Annotated in this window: 14 protein-coding genes; 4 read left to right on the top strand and 10 right to left on the bottom strand. The window is 43.4% G+C overall.

Annotated elements, in window-relative coordinates; all coding sequences use genetic code 11:
• Positions 1-38 precede the first annotated feature (38 nt).
• Positions 39-692 (bottom strand): TetR/AcrR family transcriptional regulator, encoded by a 654-nt coding sequence (locus FM107_RS14730; protein WP_086949245.1) that lies wholly within the window; start codon positions 690-692, stop codon positions 39-41.
• A gap of 215 nt (positions 693-907) precedes the next feature.
• On the bottom strand, positions 908-1,081 hold the full coding sequence (locus FM107_RS19555) for a hypothetical protein (RefSeq protein WP_179204504.1): 174 nt from the start codon (positions 1,079-1,081) through the stop codon (positions 908-910).
• Positions 1,082-1,302: 221 nt separating this feature from the next.
• On the opposite strand from FM107_RS19555, the gene FM107_RS14725 reads away from it, so the two are divergent.
• Together FM107_RS14725 and FM107_RS14720 are read left to right on the top strand one after the other, a co-directional pair.
• Entirely contained in the window at positions 1,303-2,835 is a 1,533-nt protein-coding gene (locus FM107_RS14725; RefSeq protein WP_086949244.1) for a sulfatase, read from the top strand.
• Positions 2,836-3,427: 592 nt separating this feature from the next.
• Positions 3,428-4,183, top strand: a complete 756-nt coding sequence (locus tag FM107_RS14720) for a Ku protein (RefSeq protein WP_086949243.1) — start codon at positions 3,428-3,430, stop codon at positions 4,181-4,183.
• Positions 4,184-4,418: 235 nt separating this feature from the next.
• Here FM107_RS14720 and FM107_RS20270 read toward each other — a convergent pair whose 3' ends face one another.
• Positions 4,419-4,622 carry an SDR family NAD(P)-dependent oxidoreductase gene (locus tag FM107_RS20270; RefSeq protein ID WP_373408003.1) on the bottom strand — a complete coding sequence of 68 codons (204 nt, stop codon included), beginning with the start codon at positions 4,620-4,622 and terminating at the stop codon, positions 4,419-4,421.
• 74 nt (positions 4,623-4,696) lie between these two features.
• Between FM107_RS20270 and FM107_RS14710 the strand changes: the two genes are divergently transcribed.
• Positions 4,697-4,957 (top strand): SemiSWEET transporter, encoded by a 261-nt coding sequence (locus tag FM107_RS14710; protein WP_086949241.1) that lies wholly within the window; start codon positions 4,697-4,699, stop codon positions 4,955-4,957.
• A 974-nt stretch (positions 4,958-5,931) separates the two neighbouring features.
• Here the strand turns inward: FM107_RS14710 and ligD are convergent.
• From ligD to FM107_RS14690, 3 genes are read right to left on the bottom strand one after another with little or no spacing between them, the layout of a single operon-like run.
• Positions 5,932-8,403: a DNA ligase D gene (ligD, locus tag FM107_RS14700; protein WP_086949239.1), complete on the bottom strand. Its 2,472-nt coding sequence runs from the start codon at positions 8,401-8,403 to the stop codon at positions 5,932-5,934.
• A 23-nt stretch (positions 8,404-8,426) separates the two neighbouring features.
• Entirely contained in the window at positions 8,427-9,551 is a 1,125-nt protein-coding gene (locus tag FM107_RS14695) for a hypothetical protein (RefSeq protein WP_086949238.1), read from the bottom strand.
• On the bottom strand, positions 9,548-10,786 hold the full coding sequence (locus FM107_RS14690; RefSeq protein WP_086949237.1) for a glycosyltransferase family 4 protein: 1,239 nt from the start codon (positions 10,784-10,786) through the stop codon (positions 9,548-9,550). The genes FM107_RS14695 and FM107_RS14690 overlap by 4 nt, the downstream gene beginning before the upstream one ends.
• 161 nt (positions 10,787-10,947) lie before the next feature.
• Here FM107_RS14690 and FM107_RS14685 point away from each other — a divergent pair, with 161 nt between their 5' ends.
• Positions 10,948-12,417, top strand: coding sequence for a glycoside hydrolase family 130 protein (locus FM107_RS14685; RefSeq protein ID WP_086949236.1), 1,470 nt, complete (start codon positions 10,948-10,950; stop codon positions 12,415-12,417).
• A gap of 144 nt (positions 12,418-12,561) precedes the next feature.
• On the opposite strand, the gene FM107_RS14680 is transcribed toward FM107_RS14685, so the two are convergent.
• The 4 genes from FM107_RS14680 to FM107_RS14665 are packed head-to-tail and all read right to left on the bottom strand — an operon-like array spanning position 12,562 to position 19,984.
• On the bottom strand, positions 12,562-13,455 hold the full coding sequence (locus FM107_RS14680) for a BT_3044 domain-containing protein (RefSeq protein WP_086949235.1): 894 nt from the start codon (positions 13,453-13,455) through the stop codon (positions 12,562-12,564).
• Positions 13,456-13,478: 23 nt separating this feature from the next.
• Complete coding sequence (locus FM107_RS14675) at positions 13,479-15,500, bottom strand: RagB/SusD family nutrient uptake outer membrane protein (protein ID WP_086949234.1); 2,022 nt, start codon at positions 15,498-15,500, stop codon at positions 13,479-13,481.
• Positions 15,501-15,519: 19 nt separating this feature from the next.
• Positions 15,520-18,615 carry a TonB-dependent receptor gene (locus tag FM107_RS14670; protein WP_086949233.1) on the bottom strand — a complete coding sequence of 1,032 codons (3,096 nt, stop codon included), beginning with the start codon at positions 18,613-18,615 and terminating at the stop codon, positions 15,520-15,522.
• A gap of 16 nt (positions 18,616-18,631) precedes the next feature.
• On the bottom strand, positions 18,632-19,984 hold the full coding sequence (locus tag FM107_RS14665) for an IPT/TIG domain-containing protein (protein ID WP_086949232.1): 1,353 nt from the start codon (positions 19,982-19,984) through the stop codon (positions 18,632-18,634).
• Positions 19,985-20,321 lie beyond the last annotated feature (337 nt).

The raw sequence follows: 20,321 nt of genomic DNA, 5'->3' as shown, positions 1-20,321 counted from the left end.
TGGCCGAAAATAAACCTGTTATAATATCGTATGAACGATTAATGTAGCGGGCTATTCTTTTCTGCGGTGATGATTTTGTCAATTGCGCGGGAGATACGCTCACGGTCGTTCTCATCTGTCATATCTAACCCTAAGAACGTGTCCTCGTTTTTGGAGCGCATACTCAGGAATCGTGCACCCGCGGCCACGATTGCCATTTCGGCGGCGCTTTCAGAATATTGCAGATTTGGATCCTTGCTCTTTTTAAAAGTATCGGCTATGGCATCGATACGCGCATTTCGTTCATCGATTAGTTTTTTTACATACCGGTTTTTAGTGACCAAGCCCCAATGTAAAATAGCTTGCCATTCTTTGTCTTCTATGAGTTCCGCAAATTGTTTTTCCAAGAAAAAGGCAATATCTTCAGCCACGATATCATTGGGGTGATCTAATATATTCAGTGCTACCTTCGCTGATAGAGCAGTGGCAGCGCCGCGATCTTCTAAATAAGCTCGGATAATTTGATCAAGACCACCGAAGTACAGATAAATTAATTTCGGATTCAGGTTTGATACAGTTGCAATACGAGATATTGTTAATTCCGAATAAGAATATTCAGCTAAAATTTTACCGATTGTCGCAATCAATTTCTTTTTAGTTCTTTCCTTATCACGAATAGGCCCTGAAACCTCTTTGCGCTGTTTTTTTTGCATTTGCTTTAATTTTAATTCGCGATGTGAAATTTCCACATTCGCTGCGTGTAAGCGTATGGCTTATATTCATACGGGGCTATACGCGGGATTTAATATTGGCTCGAAAATCGTTTCGCAATAAATTTACGAAATAGTTTTTAAAGTATTGTGTGATGACTTACGTAAGACGCTAGTTTGTACTTATTTTACCGTTTTTGCGGTACTCGAATCCGTATCTAGAAAGTGCTCAATTCAATATTTATCTGACTTATTGATTTTTGTGCATTATACGTTACGGGCATTATTTTTCGCGAGGTTTGTACAGGTAGATGAACGATATGTGGAAGACCTAGCCTGACGTTGATAGCCATTTCGATCGCAACGGGGTCAAAACAAATACTTGATATCATTTAAATTATTTCTTAGTTTTGGATTATGTTTGACATTAAAGATGTTAAAATCTCCTAGTCGATTCTTTTACGATGCTTAGCGGCCCCATAAAGGAAAGATAAAAGCCTATTTTGTGTAAAGAAACATGCTATGCCTATACCGCGTAACGAGCTCAATATCCATGGAGGTTTCGTTTTAACAGATCAGAATTACGGCAATTAAGAGCCAAACAGGAAGAACTATGCTTAAAAAATACATTATACTATACCTTGCCTTGCTAAGCGTTAACTATTCGCTCTTGGCACAGAAGAGACCCAACGTGGTGATCATTGTTTCCGATGACCATGCCTACCAAACTATAGGCGCCTATGGGTCCAAGTACGCTAAAACGCCGAACATCGACCGGATAGCAAACGAAGGAGCACTGTTCTCTCACGCTTATGTGAACAATTCGATTTGTGGTCCTAGTAGAGCAACCCTGCTCACAGGGAAGTATAGCCATAAAAATGGTTTTCGTGATAATGAAACATCGGAGTTTGACTTCAGCCAAGATTCATTCGTCAAGCAGCTTCAGAGCGCTGGGTACAATACGGCATGGGTGGGTAAGATTCACCTAGGCGAAAAGTTGCAGGGATTTAATTATTTCGACGTATTGGTCGGTCAGGGGACATATTTCAACCCCGTATTCTCTCGTAAAGAGGGACGCGAGTTGACCGAAGGTTATGTTTCGAGTATCATTACGGACAAAGCGCTCGGATGGCTCGATCAGCAGGAGAGCACAGAGCCTTTTTGTTTAGTGTTGGGGCATAAAGCGACGCACAGAACATGGATGCCGGATCCGCAGGATTTTGGGAAATTCGATTCGGTGGACTTTGAAATTCCAGCGACTTTTTACGACGATTATGCCTCGCGTGATGCTGCTAAGCAGCAAGAGATGTCCATAGACAAAGATATGCTGATGGGATATGACCTGAAGATGTTTCCTACACTAGAGGCGATGATGGCTGATGGGAACTTCAAACGTATGAACCCCGAGCAACGCGATAAATACATCGCTTATTATCGGCCGATATATCAGGAACTGGAATCAAAAAAATTAACCGGTAAAGCGCTAGCGGAATGGAAATTTAAACGTTACATGATCGATTACCTAAATACCGCCGAATCGATGGATAGAAATATTGGCCGGGTGTTAGATTATCTAGAGGAGAAAAATCTAACGGACAATACCATTGTGATTTACCTTTCCGATCAAGGGTTCTATATGGGTGAGCACGGCTGGTTTGATAAACGCTGGATGTATGAGGAATCCTTCCGCACACCGTTCCTAATGAAATACCCTGGGAAAATAAAACCACATTCAACATTATCCGCCAAAGTCGTTAATGCCGATATTGCTCCAACACTCCTCGAGCTTGCTTCGGTGAAAGTTCCCGTAGATATGCAAGGGAAGTCGTTTGTGCACGTGCTCAATAAACCCAATTCGGAACATCGTAAGAATCTTTTTTACCATTATTTTGAGAATGGTGAGCATGCCGTAAGCCCCCATTTTGGGGTGGCTGATGATCGCTACAAGCTTATTCGATACTATAAGCGTGTGGAGAATTGGGAGTTGTTCGATATGAAACAGGACCCGCGCGAGATGCACAACGTGTACAGTGATCCCAGCTATAAAAATATCGTAAAGAAGATGAAAAAGAAACTCTTAAACGAAATTGAGAGTTTTGATGACCAGGAAGCAAAAGCGATTTTTCTAACTGATATCGAGAACTAATTGTCCCGGATTCGTTCTCGACATATAGAATAAGGGAAAGATAGTTACGCCACCGCCCCTAGCAGACTAGCTCAAGCAGTATGTTAGGGGCGTTTCTATTTTGCCGCGATCCAGACTCCTGCTAATTCTTCAAACCTTCTGCCTCCAAATTTTGTTATAAGAGAGTAGCAGCAAACTCAGCGCGCTGGATGTATAAAAGTGAATATTATGACAAAAGATCACGGCAATCGAATTAAAAATGATGCGAAGTATGAAGCGCTTCGCGAGAAAGGCATGAGCAAGCAGCGCGCATAGTGAATGATCCTGAGGCCAGCAAAAAAAACGGACTCAACGGGCGGCACGGAATGCGAAAAGGCGAGTTGATTAGTGCTATTGGTAACCATTAACGAAATCTATAAATGACCTCTATTGAAAAGTTGTTAAGCAATAGCGGGCTCGGCTCGTCTACTGTAATAGCCCCGGCTATCGGCGGAGGCGTCGTTAAGGGATTTATATATTTTTTGTAGGTTCTAAATGCGGCTTTCAAGGCTTTTGGTCGTAAAACGAACTATTGCATTGTTTTATTGTTGTATAGGTAACAAGATGACAGATTATGAGAGCAATTTGGACGGGAGCTATTGGGTTTGGACTCGTGAATATTCCCATTAAGATATATAGCGCAACACAAACAAGCAGTCTTGATTTAGACATGCTTGATCGGAAAGATCATGCGAATATCAAATACAAGCGCGTTAACGAGAATACGGGAAAAGAGGTGCCGTGGGATAATATTGTGAAGGGCTTTTTGCTGAAAGATAAATATGTAGTGCTCGAAGATGCAGACTTTGAGGAGGCAATGCCAGAAAAGAATAAAATGATAAACCTGCAGTCATTCGTAAAGCTCGAGGAAATCGACAGCATCTATTTCGATACGCCCTACTACCTCGAGCCTCAGAAATCGGGCACCAAAGCCTATCAGCTGTTGCTAAAGGCCCTGGAAAAGAGCAAAACAGCAGGACTAGGTTCTTTTGTGATGCGCAGTGTAGAGAATTTAGTGGTCCTCAAGCCTTCAAACAACATGCTTATCCTAAACAAGATCCGTTTTGAAGAAGAAATTCGCGATCCCTCCGAGCTAACGGTGCCCAGTAGCGCCAAGATCTCGAAAGCCGAAATGGACATGGCGCTTAAGCTGATAAAATCTAATAGCAAGGAATTTGACATAACCAAATTTAAGAATGAGTATTCCAAAGAGCTACTGAAGATTATCAAACAGAAAAGTTCTGGTAAGCGGGCAACAATACGCAAGATCAATGTCGAAAATACCAAAGCCTCGGATTTGCTGGCCAAGCTAAAAGCGAGTCTAGCTTAAAATTATATAATGGTAGTTTCACTATTTGATCCTCTGCGTGTTATAATTATTGGGAGTCGAGCTGAAGAAAGTTGTCTCCATTTTAAAGCTATTACCCGCCATGCGCCCCAATTAGATTTACAACATTTCGGTTTGTGTTGTGCATATATAAGAGATGGTTATTATTTATAATGTCTTCATGGCTGCCCGATAGTATTGTCTTTTATCCATTACATTGCTCCAGCGTTTAGCATTTCTAGTTTGCTCTGTGCTTCCTTCTCCCCTTAGGCGAGGAGGGCTGCATATCGCTTCCAACAGAGCCAGGTGCAATTAAACAGATGCGTAAATTATACGGATTAACTTCTTTGCGAAACGATTCGGCAAGACCTCGAATACCAGATTTGGTGGCGACATATCGCGGTCCGGCTGTTCTTTCCAAGTTGAAGGCATAGGCTGAAATATTTGCCTCGCATGTAAAGACCCTGATCGTTAATGAGCGAGGAGGAAGGTAATTAAATATTTATTTTTCTACATATGGAAATGATAATTGGGATTGTGGCCGGAATATTAACATCTGTGTCGATGGTCCCGCAACTTATAAAAGTTCTCAAAGAACGCGATGTTGAAAATCTATCTCCGCTTATGATTACCGTCCTCTTGGCAGGCGTATCTACATGGGTTATCTACGGTATATTGCGACAAGAGTGGCCAATTATTCTATCAAATGCATTCTCTGTGTTGGTCAATGCTACGTTGCTGTCATCCTATTTCTTCTTCCGCGAACGGAAACAATAATTCAACCTCAGAAAAGATTTATTGGTTATGTATGCTCCATTGTGAATATAGAAAGTGGAATAAAATGGGAATTGGTTGACGCGCTCGAGTCGAATGCGTTCAAAATATTCGATCGGAGAACAAACTCTAGCATCTTCTTTGATAAACAGTATATCTATCGGCGTTTATTTGGGCGATTTTTTTTGTTTTTTATTAAACATCCGATACCGGTAAGCAAGGAAATTACCACAGCTATTGCTAGAATAGCGAATATTGAGGGAGTAGTAGTTCTCTTGATAAGCTGAAAAGCAATATAAATTAAGCCTATAATACCTAGTATACTAAAAAAGGCCCCAAATGTTCGTTTTGTATTCATATTTCGTCTTTACGATGTAATACTCCTGAAATTAATGCCAATTTTTAAACAGTAAATTGCGTCTTATTAACTTTTCGATCTCGCCGAAGGGATCAAACCTCCAATCTCAGGCGGACACCTGCATCAGAATGGGGACAAGCTCCATTCCCTCATAATTTAAGAACATTATAAAACGTAAAAAGTTTCGATCCAATAGGGTTCACATGTAATTTTGAAGACATTACAAACTGGGTGACTCGAATAACGAGTATTAGCTCGGGAATGATAAGTGATGCGGTCAGACGCGAGTTATTTACCCATACAATCCGCGAAGCCTCGTTGCTAAAGCGCGGAGGGAGGGATTTTTTTATTCGCAGTCAAAACATACGAGGTCCACTTCGTGCCCCTTTTCACTGTAAGATTGAGATATAGTCTCCAGAGACGATTTTCGTATATTTTGTTATTTACGCCTTTTTAGAAGGCCTATGTGGAGGGTACACGCGCAAGAGTAAGAGTTGGATTCCGATTCGAGCCTATTGATGATTCTGCGAACCCCATATATGATCTAAAAGATCAGCAATCATCACTAAGATTAATGTCGTACTTAGGGGGCTGGCTGTCAGCAAAATTAAAAGTCAGCTTAGCTTAAAAAGGAAAGCGCTTTTTTTATATTTACAGGACTTTCCCAAATTTTTTTCCAAGGATCCGTCACATTTTTTATACGTTCAGGCATCGTGAAAATATCGTGATCTGCAATACGCAGCGTTTTATTGATTTCTTTCCAACCTAAGGGCGCACTGACGGTTGCGCCGGGCTTAGGGCGTACACTATAGGGGGCCACGATAGTTTGTCCTTTTTTATTTTGTAAATAGTCCAGATAGATCAACTTTTTTCGTTTTTTAGGATCGCGCACTAGACTGGTGGTATCTGGATGTTGCTGATTAACCATTTCGGCAATGAGTTGCACGAAATCGCGAACGATCTCAAAGTCGTATTTTTGATTAACATTCATGTAAATGTGCAATCCAGAAGATCCTGAGGTCTTTATAAATGCGGGTACATTCGCTTTTTCCAGAATTTTGTGGGTCGATAATGCCACTGCTATGACTTCGTCGAATTCTGCACCATTGGGATCTAAGTCAAGCACGGCGAATTGTGGCTTTTCGGGTTTCTTGTAGCTCGCCAGCCAAGGGTTAATTTCTATAGAACCTAGATTAGCAATAAAGAGCAGACTAGCTTCGTCATTACATAACATATAATCAATCATCTTGTTCCCACTTTCAGAGTGTACCTTCGTCGTTTTAATCCAACTTGGAAGCTGATCTGGCGCTACATCTTTTTGAAAAAAACTTTGTCCGTTAATACCATTCGGAAAACGGTTCATCGATATGGGTTTATCCTTCAGGTAGGGAAGAATATGCGTCGCGACAGTTTCGTAATAGGCCAACATATCGCCTTTTTTGATATCGCCGTGCGGCCAGTATATTTTGTTTTGATTTGTTAAGGAAACCGTTTTTCTTCCATATGTTATATTCCGTTCCTTTTCCATATTGTTGATTGTTTGATGTAATTCGATCTGCGTGTTCTCTGGGCTTTTATCCTCACGAAGAACTTTGAAAACAGGATGTCTCAAATGTTTGTCGCTCGTCCATTCTGCGTAATACACCTCGCAAGTAAGTTTTGGCGCGAGCCATGTTACTTGGCTTTCTTTTGCAACCTTTACGCCCTTTGATAATGGCTTAGTGCGACGTACTAATTTGATCATCTTACTATGTAGATCTTTGATTGCGGCGTCGTTAAAGCCCGTTCCACAGTTGCCGATATAGATCAACCGCCCCCCGTTCATTATGCCCAGCACCAGCGCTCCAAAATGTGCCCGACTTCCTTGTGGAGCGGTATAACCGCAAATAATAGCTTCCTGTGTGTTTCGTCCTTTAATCTTTTGCCAGAAGTCGCCCCGCTTGCCGGCTAGGTAGGGGCTGTCATTCGTCTTTGCGATGACGCCTTCCCAACCCATTTTTTTTGCGTGGTCCATCAGCTTGTTAGATTTCATTGACAAGCTCTTGACATAGATGGTTAATTTAAGACTGGCTTTTTTTAAGAACAGTTTTAATAATTCCTTACGTTCGGAGAGCGGAAAATCGCGAAGATCGTTGCCATCCAGCCTTAAAAGGTCAAAGACGTAGTAGCAAAGTCGAAGATTTTTAGCGATAGGCTCTCCCGACTGAAGAAGCTGAAAATAAGATTTTCCATTTTTATCTTCGATAACGATTTCCCCGTCTAATACGGCATCCCGTTTTAAGGCCTCCAATTCTTTGCGTAGACTCGGGAATTTTACGTTTAAACTTTTGTTATTTCTGGAAACAATTTTAATGTTCCCGTTTTCAATAACCGCGAGCGCCCTAAATCCGTCGTATTTTTGCTCAAATATCCATCCCGAATCGCTCGGAAGGCTACTGCTTAATTTTGCAAGCATCGGCCGAAGTTCCTCCGGATTGCTTGCCTTTTTTGTGTTCGCTGCGGCATTTTTCTTAGCCACCTTTTTTTCTTTGAAATCTATCCCTTCTTTTTTAATAATTGGCGCGATGAGCTCTTCTGCATCAAAAGCTTTATCAACAGCATAATCGTCTTTGTGTTTTATCAATAGCCAATTGTCGGGTTCATCGGTTTTCATGCGAACTAAAGCAAAACCGCCCTGAAGAATTTTTCCATGTAGAGTAAATTTAATTGAGCCCTCTTTCCACTGGCTTAAAAATTCCTTTTCGTTTTTGCTCTCCTCATAGTCGAAGGTTCCGCTGTCAAAAATAGTAACGGTTCCAGCACCATAGTTTCCTTTGGGAATCGCTCCCTCAAAACTTCCGTAGCTTAGCGGATGATCTTCGACCTGCACAGCAAGCCTGCGGTCTTTTGGATTTAATGACGGACCTTTTGGAACGGCCCAGCTTTTTAGCACGCCATCAACCTCCAGACGGAAATCGTAATGAAGTCTGGAGGCATGGTGTCGCTGCACGGTAAAAGAAGGCTTCTTTGAAGCCTTTTTCTTCGGGTTTGCTTGGGGTTCATTGGTGTTTTCGAAGTTTCTTTTCTGATTATATCGTTCTAACTTTGCCATAGTTAACTGTTTATTGAGCAAGGCTACAAAGGTTTGTTGATAATAGCTTTTGTTTTAACGGAGCAGTCTGCGCATAATGTGTCGATTCCCTTGGCAAGTATATAGGCCGTCCAAAAGGCAATATTACTCTCTGCGCCCTGGTTCTTATTGACTCCGTACTCTTCAAGACCGTCATAACAGGATTTTTGGCTAGGGTTGAAAACAGACAGTTCTTGGTCATTTTCTCCTAGATACCATAAGAATGCCCTTTGCATCTTCGCTAAATGGATCGGATTGCTTTCTAGACGATATAATTCCCGGTAAAGTAACATGATGCTGGGTACTTCGATTGGTTGTTGGCCCGAGCGACTAACTTCGCCACCTTTTGGATACCAGCCCTGGTTTCCAATCATCGATAGCTGCCCGTTACTAAACAGAACGGTGTCCAGGAACGTAAAAGCTGTGAAGCCGATTTCTGTCCACCGCTGATTTTTCATAATCCGTCCTGCTCGTAACATGGCAAGGGGTAATATTGCGTTATCGTACGATATAATTTCTTCAAACCAAGGCCAATTATGACCATCGCACGCGTCGAACTCGGCTTCTAGAAAATCTGCAAGGGCATGGGCAACATTCCTCGCATGGGAATCCAATGGGTTTGCTTCGATGAACTTCAGTATGCCCAGTAAGCAATATCCCACCGCACGCGGGGAACGAAAATCTAGCAGGCGATCCAGCGATCTATCGAAAATTTCTCTTGAAATAGAATGATAAGATTCAAAATGTGCATTTCCCAATAGGCTTCCTATAGCCCAAATGGCCCTCCCGGTGCTGTCCTCTGATCCCTTATTTTCCAGAAATTTAAGATCAAAAGACATGAAATTTTTAAAAGTACCATCCTCATTTTGCGCAAAAAAGATAAAGGATAAGTATGTGCTTAAAAGCGGGTGATTTAGAAACGATGTACTTATTCCCTCCGCTTTAACCAACAATAACAATGCTCGGCTGTTATCATCTAAACAATAGCCATGATGATAGTTAGGTATATTAAAACTTCCATGTTGATAGATACCTGTTGGAGAACTTAGCCGTTCAAGGTAGCTGATGTCCAGCGCGGGATGTTGTTCAAAAAAAAGTGCTAGACGTTTTGTGCTTGGCTCGGGTTTCAAATCGTTGATCTCCTATCTTCGCCGATCTTTCCCGCGGAGAAACGCACGGTCCCGCCGTTGGCCTTGCTTCTGAGCTCAAATCTTTTTAGATTACGTATTTTTTGGGAAGTCTTTTTTCGCTCCATCATCAGGGACCTTATCAATGCAATCTGCATTTTAGCTATATTTCTCCAGGAGATTGTTTCTCCAAAGGCGGCGGCTTTTTGGCGATAGCTATTCATTTGTTCGTTGTTAGTAAGTAATGCATTGATGGAGCGAGCGAGTCCATTTGCATCATTAAAATCAAACAAACCGCCTCTTCCTTCGGCCAGAAGGTCCTGCGCATACCAATACGGGGTTGATAGCACGGCGGCTCCTGCCCCGAGCGCGAATGTCAGCGTTCCGCTACTCATTTGATTAACGTTTGGATACGGTGTTACATAAATATCGCAGGCTTTCAAGTAAGTCTGTAGTAGCTCCTCACTCGCATATTCGTTGACAAAGGTTACACGCCGTTCTAAATTCAAATCAGCCGTGAGTTTTGTTAACCGATCTTTGTAGGCTTCGCCTTCATGTAACAGTACGTTAGGATGCGTAGCTCCCAAGATGATATATACGAAATCCTTATCGACAACCTTTGCCACTGCCTGAATTGCCACTTCATACCCTTTGCTGGGCCCTAGTAGGCCAAAAGAAAGCATCACTTTCTTGTTTTCTAACCCTAGTTTTTCCCTTGCTTGTTTGGACGTAATTGTGAATTCCGGAATACCGTGCGGAACCATCCTAATTTTTAATGGAGAAATATCATAAACGGTTTTTAACATCGTAATAGCGCGATAGGTCATAACTGTGACTATACTGCTCAATGCTGCAAGTTTTTTTAAGACAACGTGTTCCGTTCTGTTTGGTGTTTCTAAAACCGTATGCAGATTTGTAATTATTGGAATTTTTAGTTTTTCGGCCAATAATAAAATAAAATCACCCGCACTATTACCAAAAATGCCGAATTCATGTTGGATGATACAGCAGTCATAATTTCGACTGTTGATCACCTTAGCACTGTTTATGTAATCTGCTTCAATATCCCTGGATATGCGGCAAGTAACTTCGCGGGGGAAATCATTTTCTGTACCATCCATCACTGCGCAGATCTCAACATCTTGCTGCTGCAAGGTAAGGGACTGGTATAAATCATGGGTGAATGTTGCAATTCCGCATTTTCTGGGTGGATAGCTTCCTATTATGACGATTCTCATTTTGTTGTATAAAAATATAAAGACACTTTCTAGTATTCTATATATAGAACATGGTCGTCAGCAATAAAGTTTCACTAAAAAAAAATAAAGATAAATTTGTGCGAACAACTTGCGCGCATATATGTTTTCTAAAAAATCTATGTTTGAAAACGCTATAATCTATGGGAATAACAGTTAATCGCAAGAATATTTTTTTTAAACCTAAAATGGACCGCGTGCTTGCGCGGCGTTTTAACTTGGGCCCCGATAGAATAAAGACAATTGTAGGCCGCGTGTTAGGGCTATCCGAGGAAGATAAATCAGCCCTCCTCTCGCAGATTCTACGGAATTATGCCCGTCGCCACCGATCCCTGCTCAACGTGCTTGAACGAAACTTCAAACTCGTGGTACCCGTACTCAAGAATCTGGGTATAAATAATGAGGAGCTTTCCAATGTGGATCGCATGCTGATCGGCTCGTATTTCACGATGGAGTATTCGATAGAAGCAGCCGCATATTTTAACCCCTCAATCGTCCTCTCCCCAGACCAATCACAAATACAAGAAACCGAACGGCGCGTACTATTGAGCTTTCGTGCGGTAGGCGAGGGGCATCTTTCATCCATCGTGTTTCGTTCAGCGGTAATCGATAAGAATTTAGATATCCGCATGGATGAAGTGGGCGTGCTTCTGGAAAAGCCAAAGCATATTAAAAACTACCGCTATAAGAAAGTTGATTTTTTTGAAAAGCTCGTACAGCTTCATCAGCCCGAGGATGAAATTTATCGGCTGATCGATGAGAAATTTACCGAAACGTTTATCTACGATGAACTCGTTCTTTTTGTTAAACAGCTAAAAACAGAGAATGAGCTAAGTCACGACAGCCAGGTGCTCATGCAACAGATATTGTGGCTGGCATCTTCCCATTATGAAATCAGCTATTCGCTCGATACATCAGTTTCCGAACGCGTTATTTTCCCCATCAGCGATACCGAAAAAAATGGGATTGAAGACGCCCGTTTTGTTCGCTTCATTAGTGATAAAGGTGCGGTCACCAATTATGCTACTTATACGGCGTACGATGGGCGGTCGATACTTCCTAAGCTGCTCTCGACTAAAGATTTTGTGACTTTCAAAATGCAGCCCATCAACGGGAAAATTGTGGGCAAAGGCGGCGCGTTATTTCCCAGGAAGATAAAAGGCAAGTATGCAATGCTGTGCCGAGAGGGGGGAGAGAACAGTTATATTGCTTTTTCAGACACGCTAACCAACTGGCAACAAGAAATAGAGCTACTTGTGGAGCCGGAGTATCCATGGGAGTTCATACAAGTCGGGAACTGCGGCTCACCGCTAGAAACCCCGAAAGGGTGGCTAGTTATCACACACTCGGTAGGCCCTATGCGCGAATATTCAATTGGCGCTTTGTTGCTGGATTTGGAGGATCCGCGAAAAGTTATCGGGAAATTGAAAAAGCCACTGCTCTTTGCCAGTGAAGAGGAGCGTAACGGTTATGTGCCCAATGTACTTTATTCATGCGGCCAGATTATTCATAATAATCATTTGATTCTGCCGTATGCCTACTCTGATCAAGAGTCGACCTATGCCACGATTTGTTTAGATGAGCTCCTTTCAACACTATTGGAAGATTCGTAGATAGTTATTGAACCGGTTTGTGCACGATGAGGTGCAAATCGGTAATGGCCTTCGCTTTTTTGTCATATACATATAGGCATAAAAATATTAGGTGCCGCATTGATTTTCACAATGCGGCACCTAAATAACATCGACTTGGTTTTGCTATTTCACTTGGATTTCAAGCCGTTCCTGCATCAAGTGTGTCGTTTCTCCAATCGTATATTCATAACATAGCAGGAACACGTTGAATTTGCGCCCAAATATTTCTTGCAATTCGTATGTGTTTGGGTAGTTGGGGTCATCGTTTATCTGTCTCACCTGAATGTCGCCGTAAGGTTCTATCGTCACGCTACCGCCTTCGTTTACTTGCAGGGTGATGGAGGTTTTATAAATATCCTCCTCATTGCGTTCGAAGGATTCATTGCCTGCAATAATGCGCGAAGTGGTGCGCGACAAGGGGAACATCTCTTTATTTCCAGCAGTGACCATCGAGTCGAGGATACCTGTCATGGAATAAAAGTTTTCCTGTGCCTGCGATGCATAATCGTTCTTGATAAGCACCTGATAGAGGATTGTGTTTTTATCGGGGTTTAACTCTACGCCAGATACGTCACTGGCTTTTAAGCCAATAAAATAGGTTGAATCTGGAGATAAGCCGTCCGGGCGTATCGTGACCATAGTTCTTCCAGTACGCTCGCCGGCATTGATTTGTATCTTATAGTCCGCAATCTCGTATTTGTCCGGCGGTAACATCTTGGCATATAGGCGTTCATCAGCGTCAAATAGGGCCCAATTGTATGCGTCTAAAGGAGCCTGATCCTCCTGTACCTCGATGACTAGGTCCTTTGTCGGGGTATGCGTGCCCCCGACCGAAGCAACAATGTATCCTGTTGCTTCTTCGCCGGTCAGCGGAACCACTTCTTCAAAAGTGTTGTAGTAATTGGTGCTGATGAGCGCCACTACATTTTTGTACATCTCCCTTTCGAAAATCTCGTTGTCCTTGCAGGCGGAGAATAACGTGGCAAAGGCGAGAAATGCTATATATCTTCGTTTCATCTTTTTCTGTTTTATGAGTTAACCTAATATCCAGGATTTTGATCCAATGATGGCAGCCGTCTCAATTCTGCCCGTGGAATCGGTACCCAAATGAGTTTCTTGTCTACGGTTCGCGTGAGGAACGACGAAGAGCCCGGAATGACACGTTGGTAATATGATTCTTTGGTCGCTCCATCGGGATTCATTCCGCGGATTGGTTCGCGTTCGGTCTGTTCGTAAATTCCCCATCGACGGACATCATAGAAACGTCTATTTTCCCACAGAAATTCTACCATGCGTTCGCGCTCAATCTGCTTTTGGATCTCCGCAGTGTTACCCAGCTGTGCCGAAGATAATCCCGGAAGACCGGCGCGATAACGTACTTGGTTGAAAGCGCTTTTAATCTCTTCGGTATTTCGGGACATCGTATACTGTTTCTCACCAAGGGTTACCGTGTGGCTACCTTGTAGGTTGTTTAAGGCCTCAGCATAAGAAAGCAAAATTTCGGCATACCTTATAATAGAATAGGCTTTATTTACAAAGCGCGATCCTGTTCCAGATATTCCGTCCATCGGATGGTTGTATTTTTTTATTACGTACCCGGTGATTGGGTAATTTGGCGAGGACGCGTTCACGCCGCCACGACCATCGGCATCTTGGTAGTAATACTTTGCTGTATAGTTGTTAATTGAGGTGCTGGAGAGCGCTTGCCACACCGCTTCGTTGAAGCCTACCGACGCATAGAAACGCATTTCACGATTGGCGTACATATTATAAACACCCGAATTTAGTGGATATCCTGAAAAATTACGCGGCTCGCTTGTGAATCCCGTTTCGGAATAATACCCATCGCTAGCAGCCTGCTCCTTAGTGCGACCGTCATCCATTAGGTAGGCATCGACAACTTTTTGCGTCACACAGAAACGGCCCCATCCGCCGAGCGACGGTGGAAAAGCTCCTTGGTTGATTGTAGTGTTCAAGTAATTGGTGTTTCTTCCCCAGATAAGCTCGGTGTTGATTGCGGCAACCGCTTCCCCGGTGAATATATCGGAATACGATTTAAAGTGGTCGATTCCAGTAGCACCATTGGGGTATTCGCTATAAAAGCTAGGATCGGAAGTTACGCCGTCTGGCAGCTCGGGGGTGCTATCATCTTTGGGTACCGTATAAAGACGATATCTCCCGAGATCCATCACTCTTCTCGCTGCTGCGGCAGCAACAGCCCAGCGGCTATCATCATATTGTTGGCTCACGTAATACTGATCGTCAGTTTTTCGTTTCCAGTTGCCAAAATAGGAACTTGCTACCGGCCCACCATTAAAAAGAGGACTCGCGTGTATGAGCCTCAACCGAGCAATAAGTGCATAGGCCGCGCCTTGTGTTGGGCGCCCGAAGTCCAGTAAGGATACTTCCGGGGGCAGGAGTTTAGCAGCCTTCTCGAACTCTTCGCAAGTATAATTCATAGCTTCATCATACGTCGCCCGGGTGCGATCGTAATATTCGATAGGCTCATTGGTATTTACCACCTCGTCTCCAAGTAAGATCGGCGGGCCATAGTCGACTAAAATATTGTAGTAGGCGTAAGCGCGAATAAAGCGGGTATACCCCTCGACACGTAGGCGTGCTTCCGTGCTAAGATCGCGTGGTGTATCTAGATTCTGAAGGATCGTATTACATTTGCGGATGATTTTATAATACCTTCCCCATTGATTAAGATTTGGAGAGCTATCGCCAAAAAAGTCAGAGGTAATACGGCCGGTAGCAAAATCCATCCCGTAATAAACATTGTTACTTCCACCCCCCGTGAGTCCGTTGAAGCCTTCATCGGTGGCCATCGGACCAGGGGTAAACCCAAGGCGGACGGTCTGTGATTCGTCAGGGAACATTTCGGCCGCGCCCCACATATAAGCTTCAATGTTACGTGCATTGGAAAAAGCTGAATCTATATTAAATTCATCGTCAAAGTATTCATCAATGTTGAGATAATCTTTGCACGATGAAACCACTGCCAGCAGCTGGATGATCAAAGCTGCTCCTATTATGCGTTTTATTATTGAGGTTGTCATGTTTTTGTCTTTAGGCTGGTTAAAGATTTAAATATACCTGTAAAGAATATGTCGTTGGTATTGGATACACACGGCCATTATCTGCTGCTTGTTCTGGATCAAAAATTTTCACTTTATCCCATATATAAAGGTTGTTACCTATGAATTGTAAATCCATAGAATTAATACCTGCCCTTTTTAGGAAATTAGGACTGATATGATAACTTAGGGTCACTTCCTGCAGTCGAATGTACCGAGAATCGCCCTGCCAAAATGTAGAAGTTTGGTTGTTATTCGTGTTGGCGCCATACTGCAGTCGTGGAAAGCGCGCATTTGGATTTTCTGCAAGCGCTGGATCTATGCCGTTTTCTAGGGCGTAGTCCATTGGAATCCACCGGTTTTGTGGGTCGCCAACCATCGAAAGAACATTTCCTTCGACGCCATTAGAGAACGGCGCATAGCCCATGCCGCCGTAGAAAAACGATGTCTTTCCGGTGCCTTTGAAAAGCACGCCTAATGATAAGTCTTTGTAACGAAACTCGCCACCAAACCCAAACATTAATAGCGGGTAGTTGCTATGCGATAGCGGTACCATATCAAGCTTATCGATCAAACCATCGCCGTTCACATCTTTATACTTGATGTCGCCTGGCATCACCGCTCCGAAAGTCTGCTGCGGGCTATATTTGATATCATCTTCGTTGGCAAACAGTCCGATGGCTTGATACCCGCGAATGGATTTGTGGGGATAGCCGTTGTATTCCAGGTAAGGATATTCGAGGTATGCCTGTTCCCAGTTCTGCACGGTGTTTTTTGAATATGTAAAGTTTCCGCGTAGGGTAAAGTCGAAGTCCGGTGAAACAAGTGTTTTGTAACTCACGTTTCCATCAGCACCCACGCTTTTCATTTTCCCTACGTTTGCAAAAGGATTGGAAATAACACCAACATATTCGGGGACCTGGACACGTTGTTGGAAAATGCCATTACGTTGATCTTTGAAAAAATCGATCACGAAATCCAGTCTGTTGTTAAAGAGTTTTCCTTCAATCCCTAAGTTTGATTTTATCGCTCTTTCCCATTCGAGGTTGTCGGCGCCGATTCGGGTTTCATTGATCGTCTCTAGTCCCGGGACACCCCAGATATTGCCATTACCGACGTTTACCTTGGTGAGGTAGGGGAAACGGATACTACTGATTCTATCATTCCCGACCGTACCGTAGGAAGCTCTAATTTTGAAATAATTTAACCATGGCGCGTTTTCCTGCAAGAACTTATAACCGGTCGGAACCCAGCCGACAGCAACCGAAGGAAAGAAACCATACTGTTTGCCCGGCTGAAAGTTTTCGGATCCTGTATAGCCAAAGTTTACATCTAATAAGTACGTATCTCGAAATCCATATGTAAAACGGCTGGACACACCCTGATAGCGTAGCGGGATGGCTTCCAGATTGCTGACCGCATCTTCGGTGAATTTAGCGTCACTAAGGTAATAATATAAAAGTGCCGATGTGCGGTGATCTTCTCCAAATTTCTTGTCGTAGTTAACAACGGATTCAAAATGGTATTTACGGTATTGTTGGGTCATTTTGTAGTAGGAGGCTTTTTGTTCTTGCACGACTTCCTGCATGATAAGCTCGCCGTTGTAATCCCTTCCTTGCGCAAGATACAGAGCGGGTTGAACACGTCTTCGTTCCTGGAAAAAGCTGTGGATATCATAGGCCGCTTGTGCGCGAAATTTTAAGCCGTCTAACACGCCTGAAAGATCCTGGTTTAAAGCCAAGGTTGATTTTCCCTTGTATGTTTCATCTAGCGCTTTACCCGTGCGGTTGATCATTACGTAGGGCGAAGACCGGCCATTTTCACCTAACGCAGGGTATAGTCCGTTTGAATATTGAGTAGGAAGGGCTAATGGCGATAGTCTGGACTGCGCATCCCAAATGTATTTGGTATCTGCTATTCCCGGTTGTTTTAGCTGTGCAAGGTGTCCGTCTGATCCTAAATAAACTTTCGTTGTCTTGGTAAGATTGATGTCTAAGTTGATACGGTAATTGTAGGTGTTGTAGCCTACATTCGAGCTGTAAACGCTATTTTCATCGACTTTATACGCTGCAGTCTCGCTGTTTCCACCTAAACTCAGGAAATAACGGGCTACTTCACTACCGCCGCGTCCGCTCGCGTAATAGCTCTGACGCCAAAAATTTTCATTTAGAATTTCGTCCTGCCAATTCACGTTCGGGTACATATCTGGGTCCAGTCCATCGCGAATGATTCCCATTTCGGTTTCACTGTATAGCGGCCCATCGTTGCGTCCAATGTTTGCTTCGTTAGCCAGTAGCGCATAATCATAAGCGTCAAGGTATTTCGGGAGACGATTTAACCGGGACAGGGTACTGTTAACCCGTCCGGTGATTTGAATTTTGTCCACTAAACCTTTTTTGGTGGTTACAAGCACCACACCATTAGCGCCACGAACACCGTAAACAGCCGTTGCCGAGGCATCTTTAAGTATCGAGAAACTCTCGATATCTGCTGGATCAATTGTGTTTAAATCACCTTCTAACCCGTCGATCAGTACCAGCGCGCTGCTATTTGCGCCAAAGGTTCCGATACCACGTACCCAAAAGTCGGCAATATTTGCACCCGGCTCCCCACTGCCTTGGAGTGAAATTACACCTGCCGCTCTCCCACCTAACAGGTTGGAAATGGATGCTGCGGGTGACTGAAGATCTTTGGTAGAAACTGTCGTAATCGCTCCTACAGAACTGATTTTACGCTGCTCGTTCCCTAGTCCAACGACAATTACTTCGTCAATGGCAGCGCTTGTTTCGCTAAGGACAATTGTTAAATTGTCTACCGATTCAACAGCGAGATGTTCCGTAGGGTCGTAACCGACCGAATTAAACACGATCTTGTCGCCGTAGGTGACGTGTAGGGAGAATTTTCCTTCCGCTGAAGAGGAAGTACCGCCATCGGGTTTATCTTTGATATATATCGTAACGTTCGCGAGCGGTTCACCAGAGTCGCTCGTAATCGTACCTTCAAGGTTTACCTGCTTGGGCTCTGTTTCTTGCGCCATAGCTCTTGTGAGCGTGAAGCATAACAAAGGCAGTAGACATAAAATTTGAATGATTCTCATTATGTTTTTCGGTTAATTATTCGATAACTAGTTTGCGAATTCGTGCGTTCCCCCAATCGGCAATATAGATATCGCCCTGCTCGTTGACGGCAACGCCCCATGGGTTCTTGAACATGGACTCTACCGGTCCACCATCTTCGTAGCCTGCATTACCGGGTTGTCCCGCGACAGTAGTTACAATGTTGTCTGCCGATACCATGCGGATGCAATGGTTTCCATAGTCTGCGACAAACATGTTTCCGTCGTTGTCAAACTTTATGTCTTTTGGATAGTTGAATAACGCATCTTCCAGCGGTCCGTCACGGAAGCCGCTGCCACCCGGTGCGTTAAGCCGTTTGAATCCGCCAGATCCATCAGGGTCACGCAGGTCTAAGACTGAAATACCTTGTTTGAATTCCGTAGGCGTTGCGTTTGAGTGTAGCGTCATGTATAAAAGCCATGGTTTGGCGGGGTTGATAGCCTGCCCGTATTGGGAGCCATATGGGCCCTGATGGACAATGGTTGCTTCTAAAGTTTCTGGATGTATTTTGGCGATTTTGCCATCCCGAAAGCGCGTGTAGAGGTAGCCATCATAGGGGCAGAAAGTCACAAAGTTGTTGTATCGATCGGCATCAACGATGGACGTTAGATCCGATTTAGAGAATTTTATATTACGCTGACGAGGGTACCATGCCTCCCGCGGGTCGAAGGTAAATAAGACCTCTTTCACCGATTCATGGGCAGCCGTTAGCATCCCCGTGGCTCGGTCGACCGTTAACCCGTTTGCGTAAAGAACGAGCTCGTCCTTGATGGCCTCGATCAAAGGGGTGACAAGGTTCTGTTTTTCATTAATCCGCGCCACACCAAAAGTTCCACCATCACGCCAAGACATAAATATGTTTCCCTCGGCGTCTAGCTCTAAATATTTGCCATATACTTGCGCTGCTGAGAGCGCCCCCGGTTTAAATTCCGTTTCTCCATTTCCGGTAACGGTACTCACCTGCGCCTGGGTATGATAAGTGAAGGCGTCCTTGTAAATTACAGAATCTCCATCGATGACCACCGAAATTTTTGGGTTCGCCCCCGGAAGGCGGGGTACGATGGCGTAGATCCTTTCCCCACTAGAAGAAATGACGGATGCTTTGGCGTTGTTAAAGTAGACTTTAATTTTACTCGCATCGGTACCAAAATTTTCCCCATCTAATAGAATCTTTTCTCGAGCGCCACCCTCAAGCGGATAAAAGCTTGTTAATACAATGGGATTGGCAGGGTTATGTGGGGTTTGTTCCCCCCTTTCCTCGTCGTCACGACAGGAAAGAAAAAAAAAGATTAGTAAAGTCGAGAGGCTATAGCAGAGCAGCCTCAACCGACCAATGGTTGGTTTATTCATAATAATGTAGATATGTCACGCAGTTGAAATTGTTAATACGGTTCGTTATTCATTTACTCAGTACTTGGTTTTTAGTAGGGGCAACATTAGAATCGTCTTATTAACTTAAGGTCAACAGCGTGTTATTAATTAGTTAGCATTTAACTTCGTTCGAAGCATAATGTAAATATATAAAACATTTTGTTTATAAAACGTAAATAAGTGAAGGTAAATAAAGATGTTATATTTCGTTATTATGTTTATTCCGAAGCGAAATTATTTGTGTAATTATATTGGTCGTATTTTTATTGTTCTTGTTTTCAGATGTTTATGGTTGTTTTTTTGAAATTACTCTTCC

Source organism: Sphingobacterium sp. JB170, assembly GCF_900163865.1.
In the GTDB taxonomy this organism is placed as follows: Bacteria; Bacteroidota; Bacteroidia; order Sphingobacteriales; family Sphingobacteriaceae; genus Sphingobacterium.
This window is presented reverse-complemented; position numbering and strand designations above follow the sequence as displayed.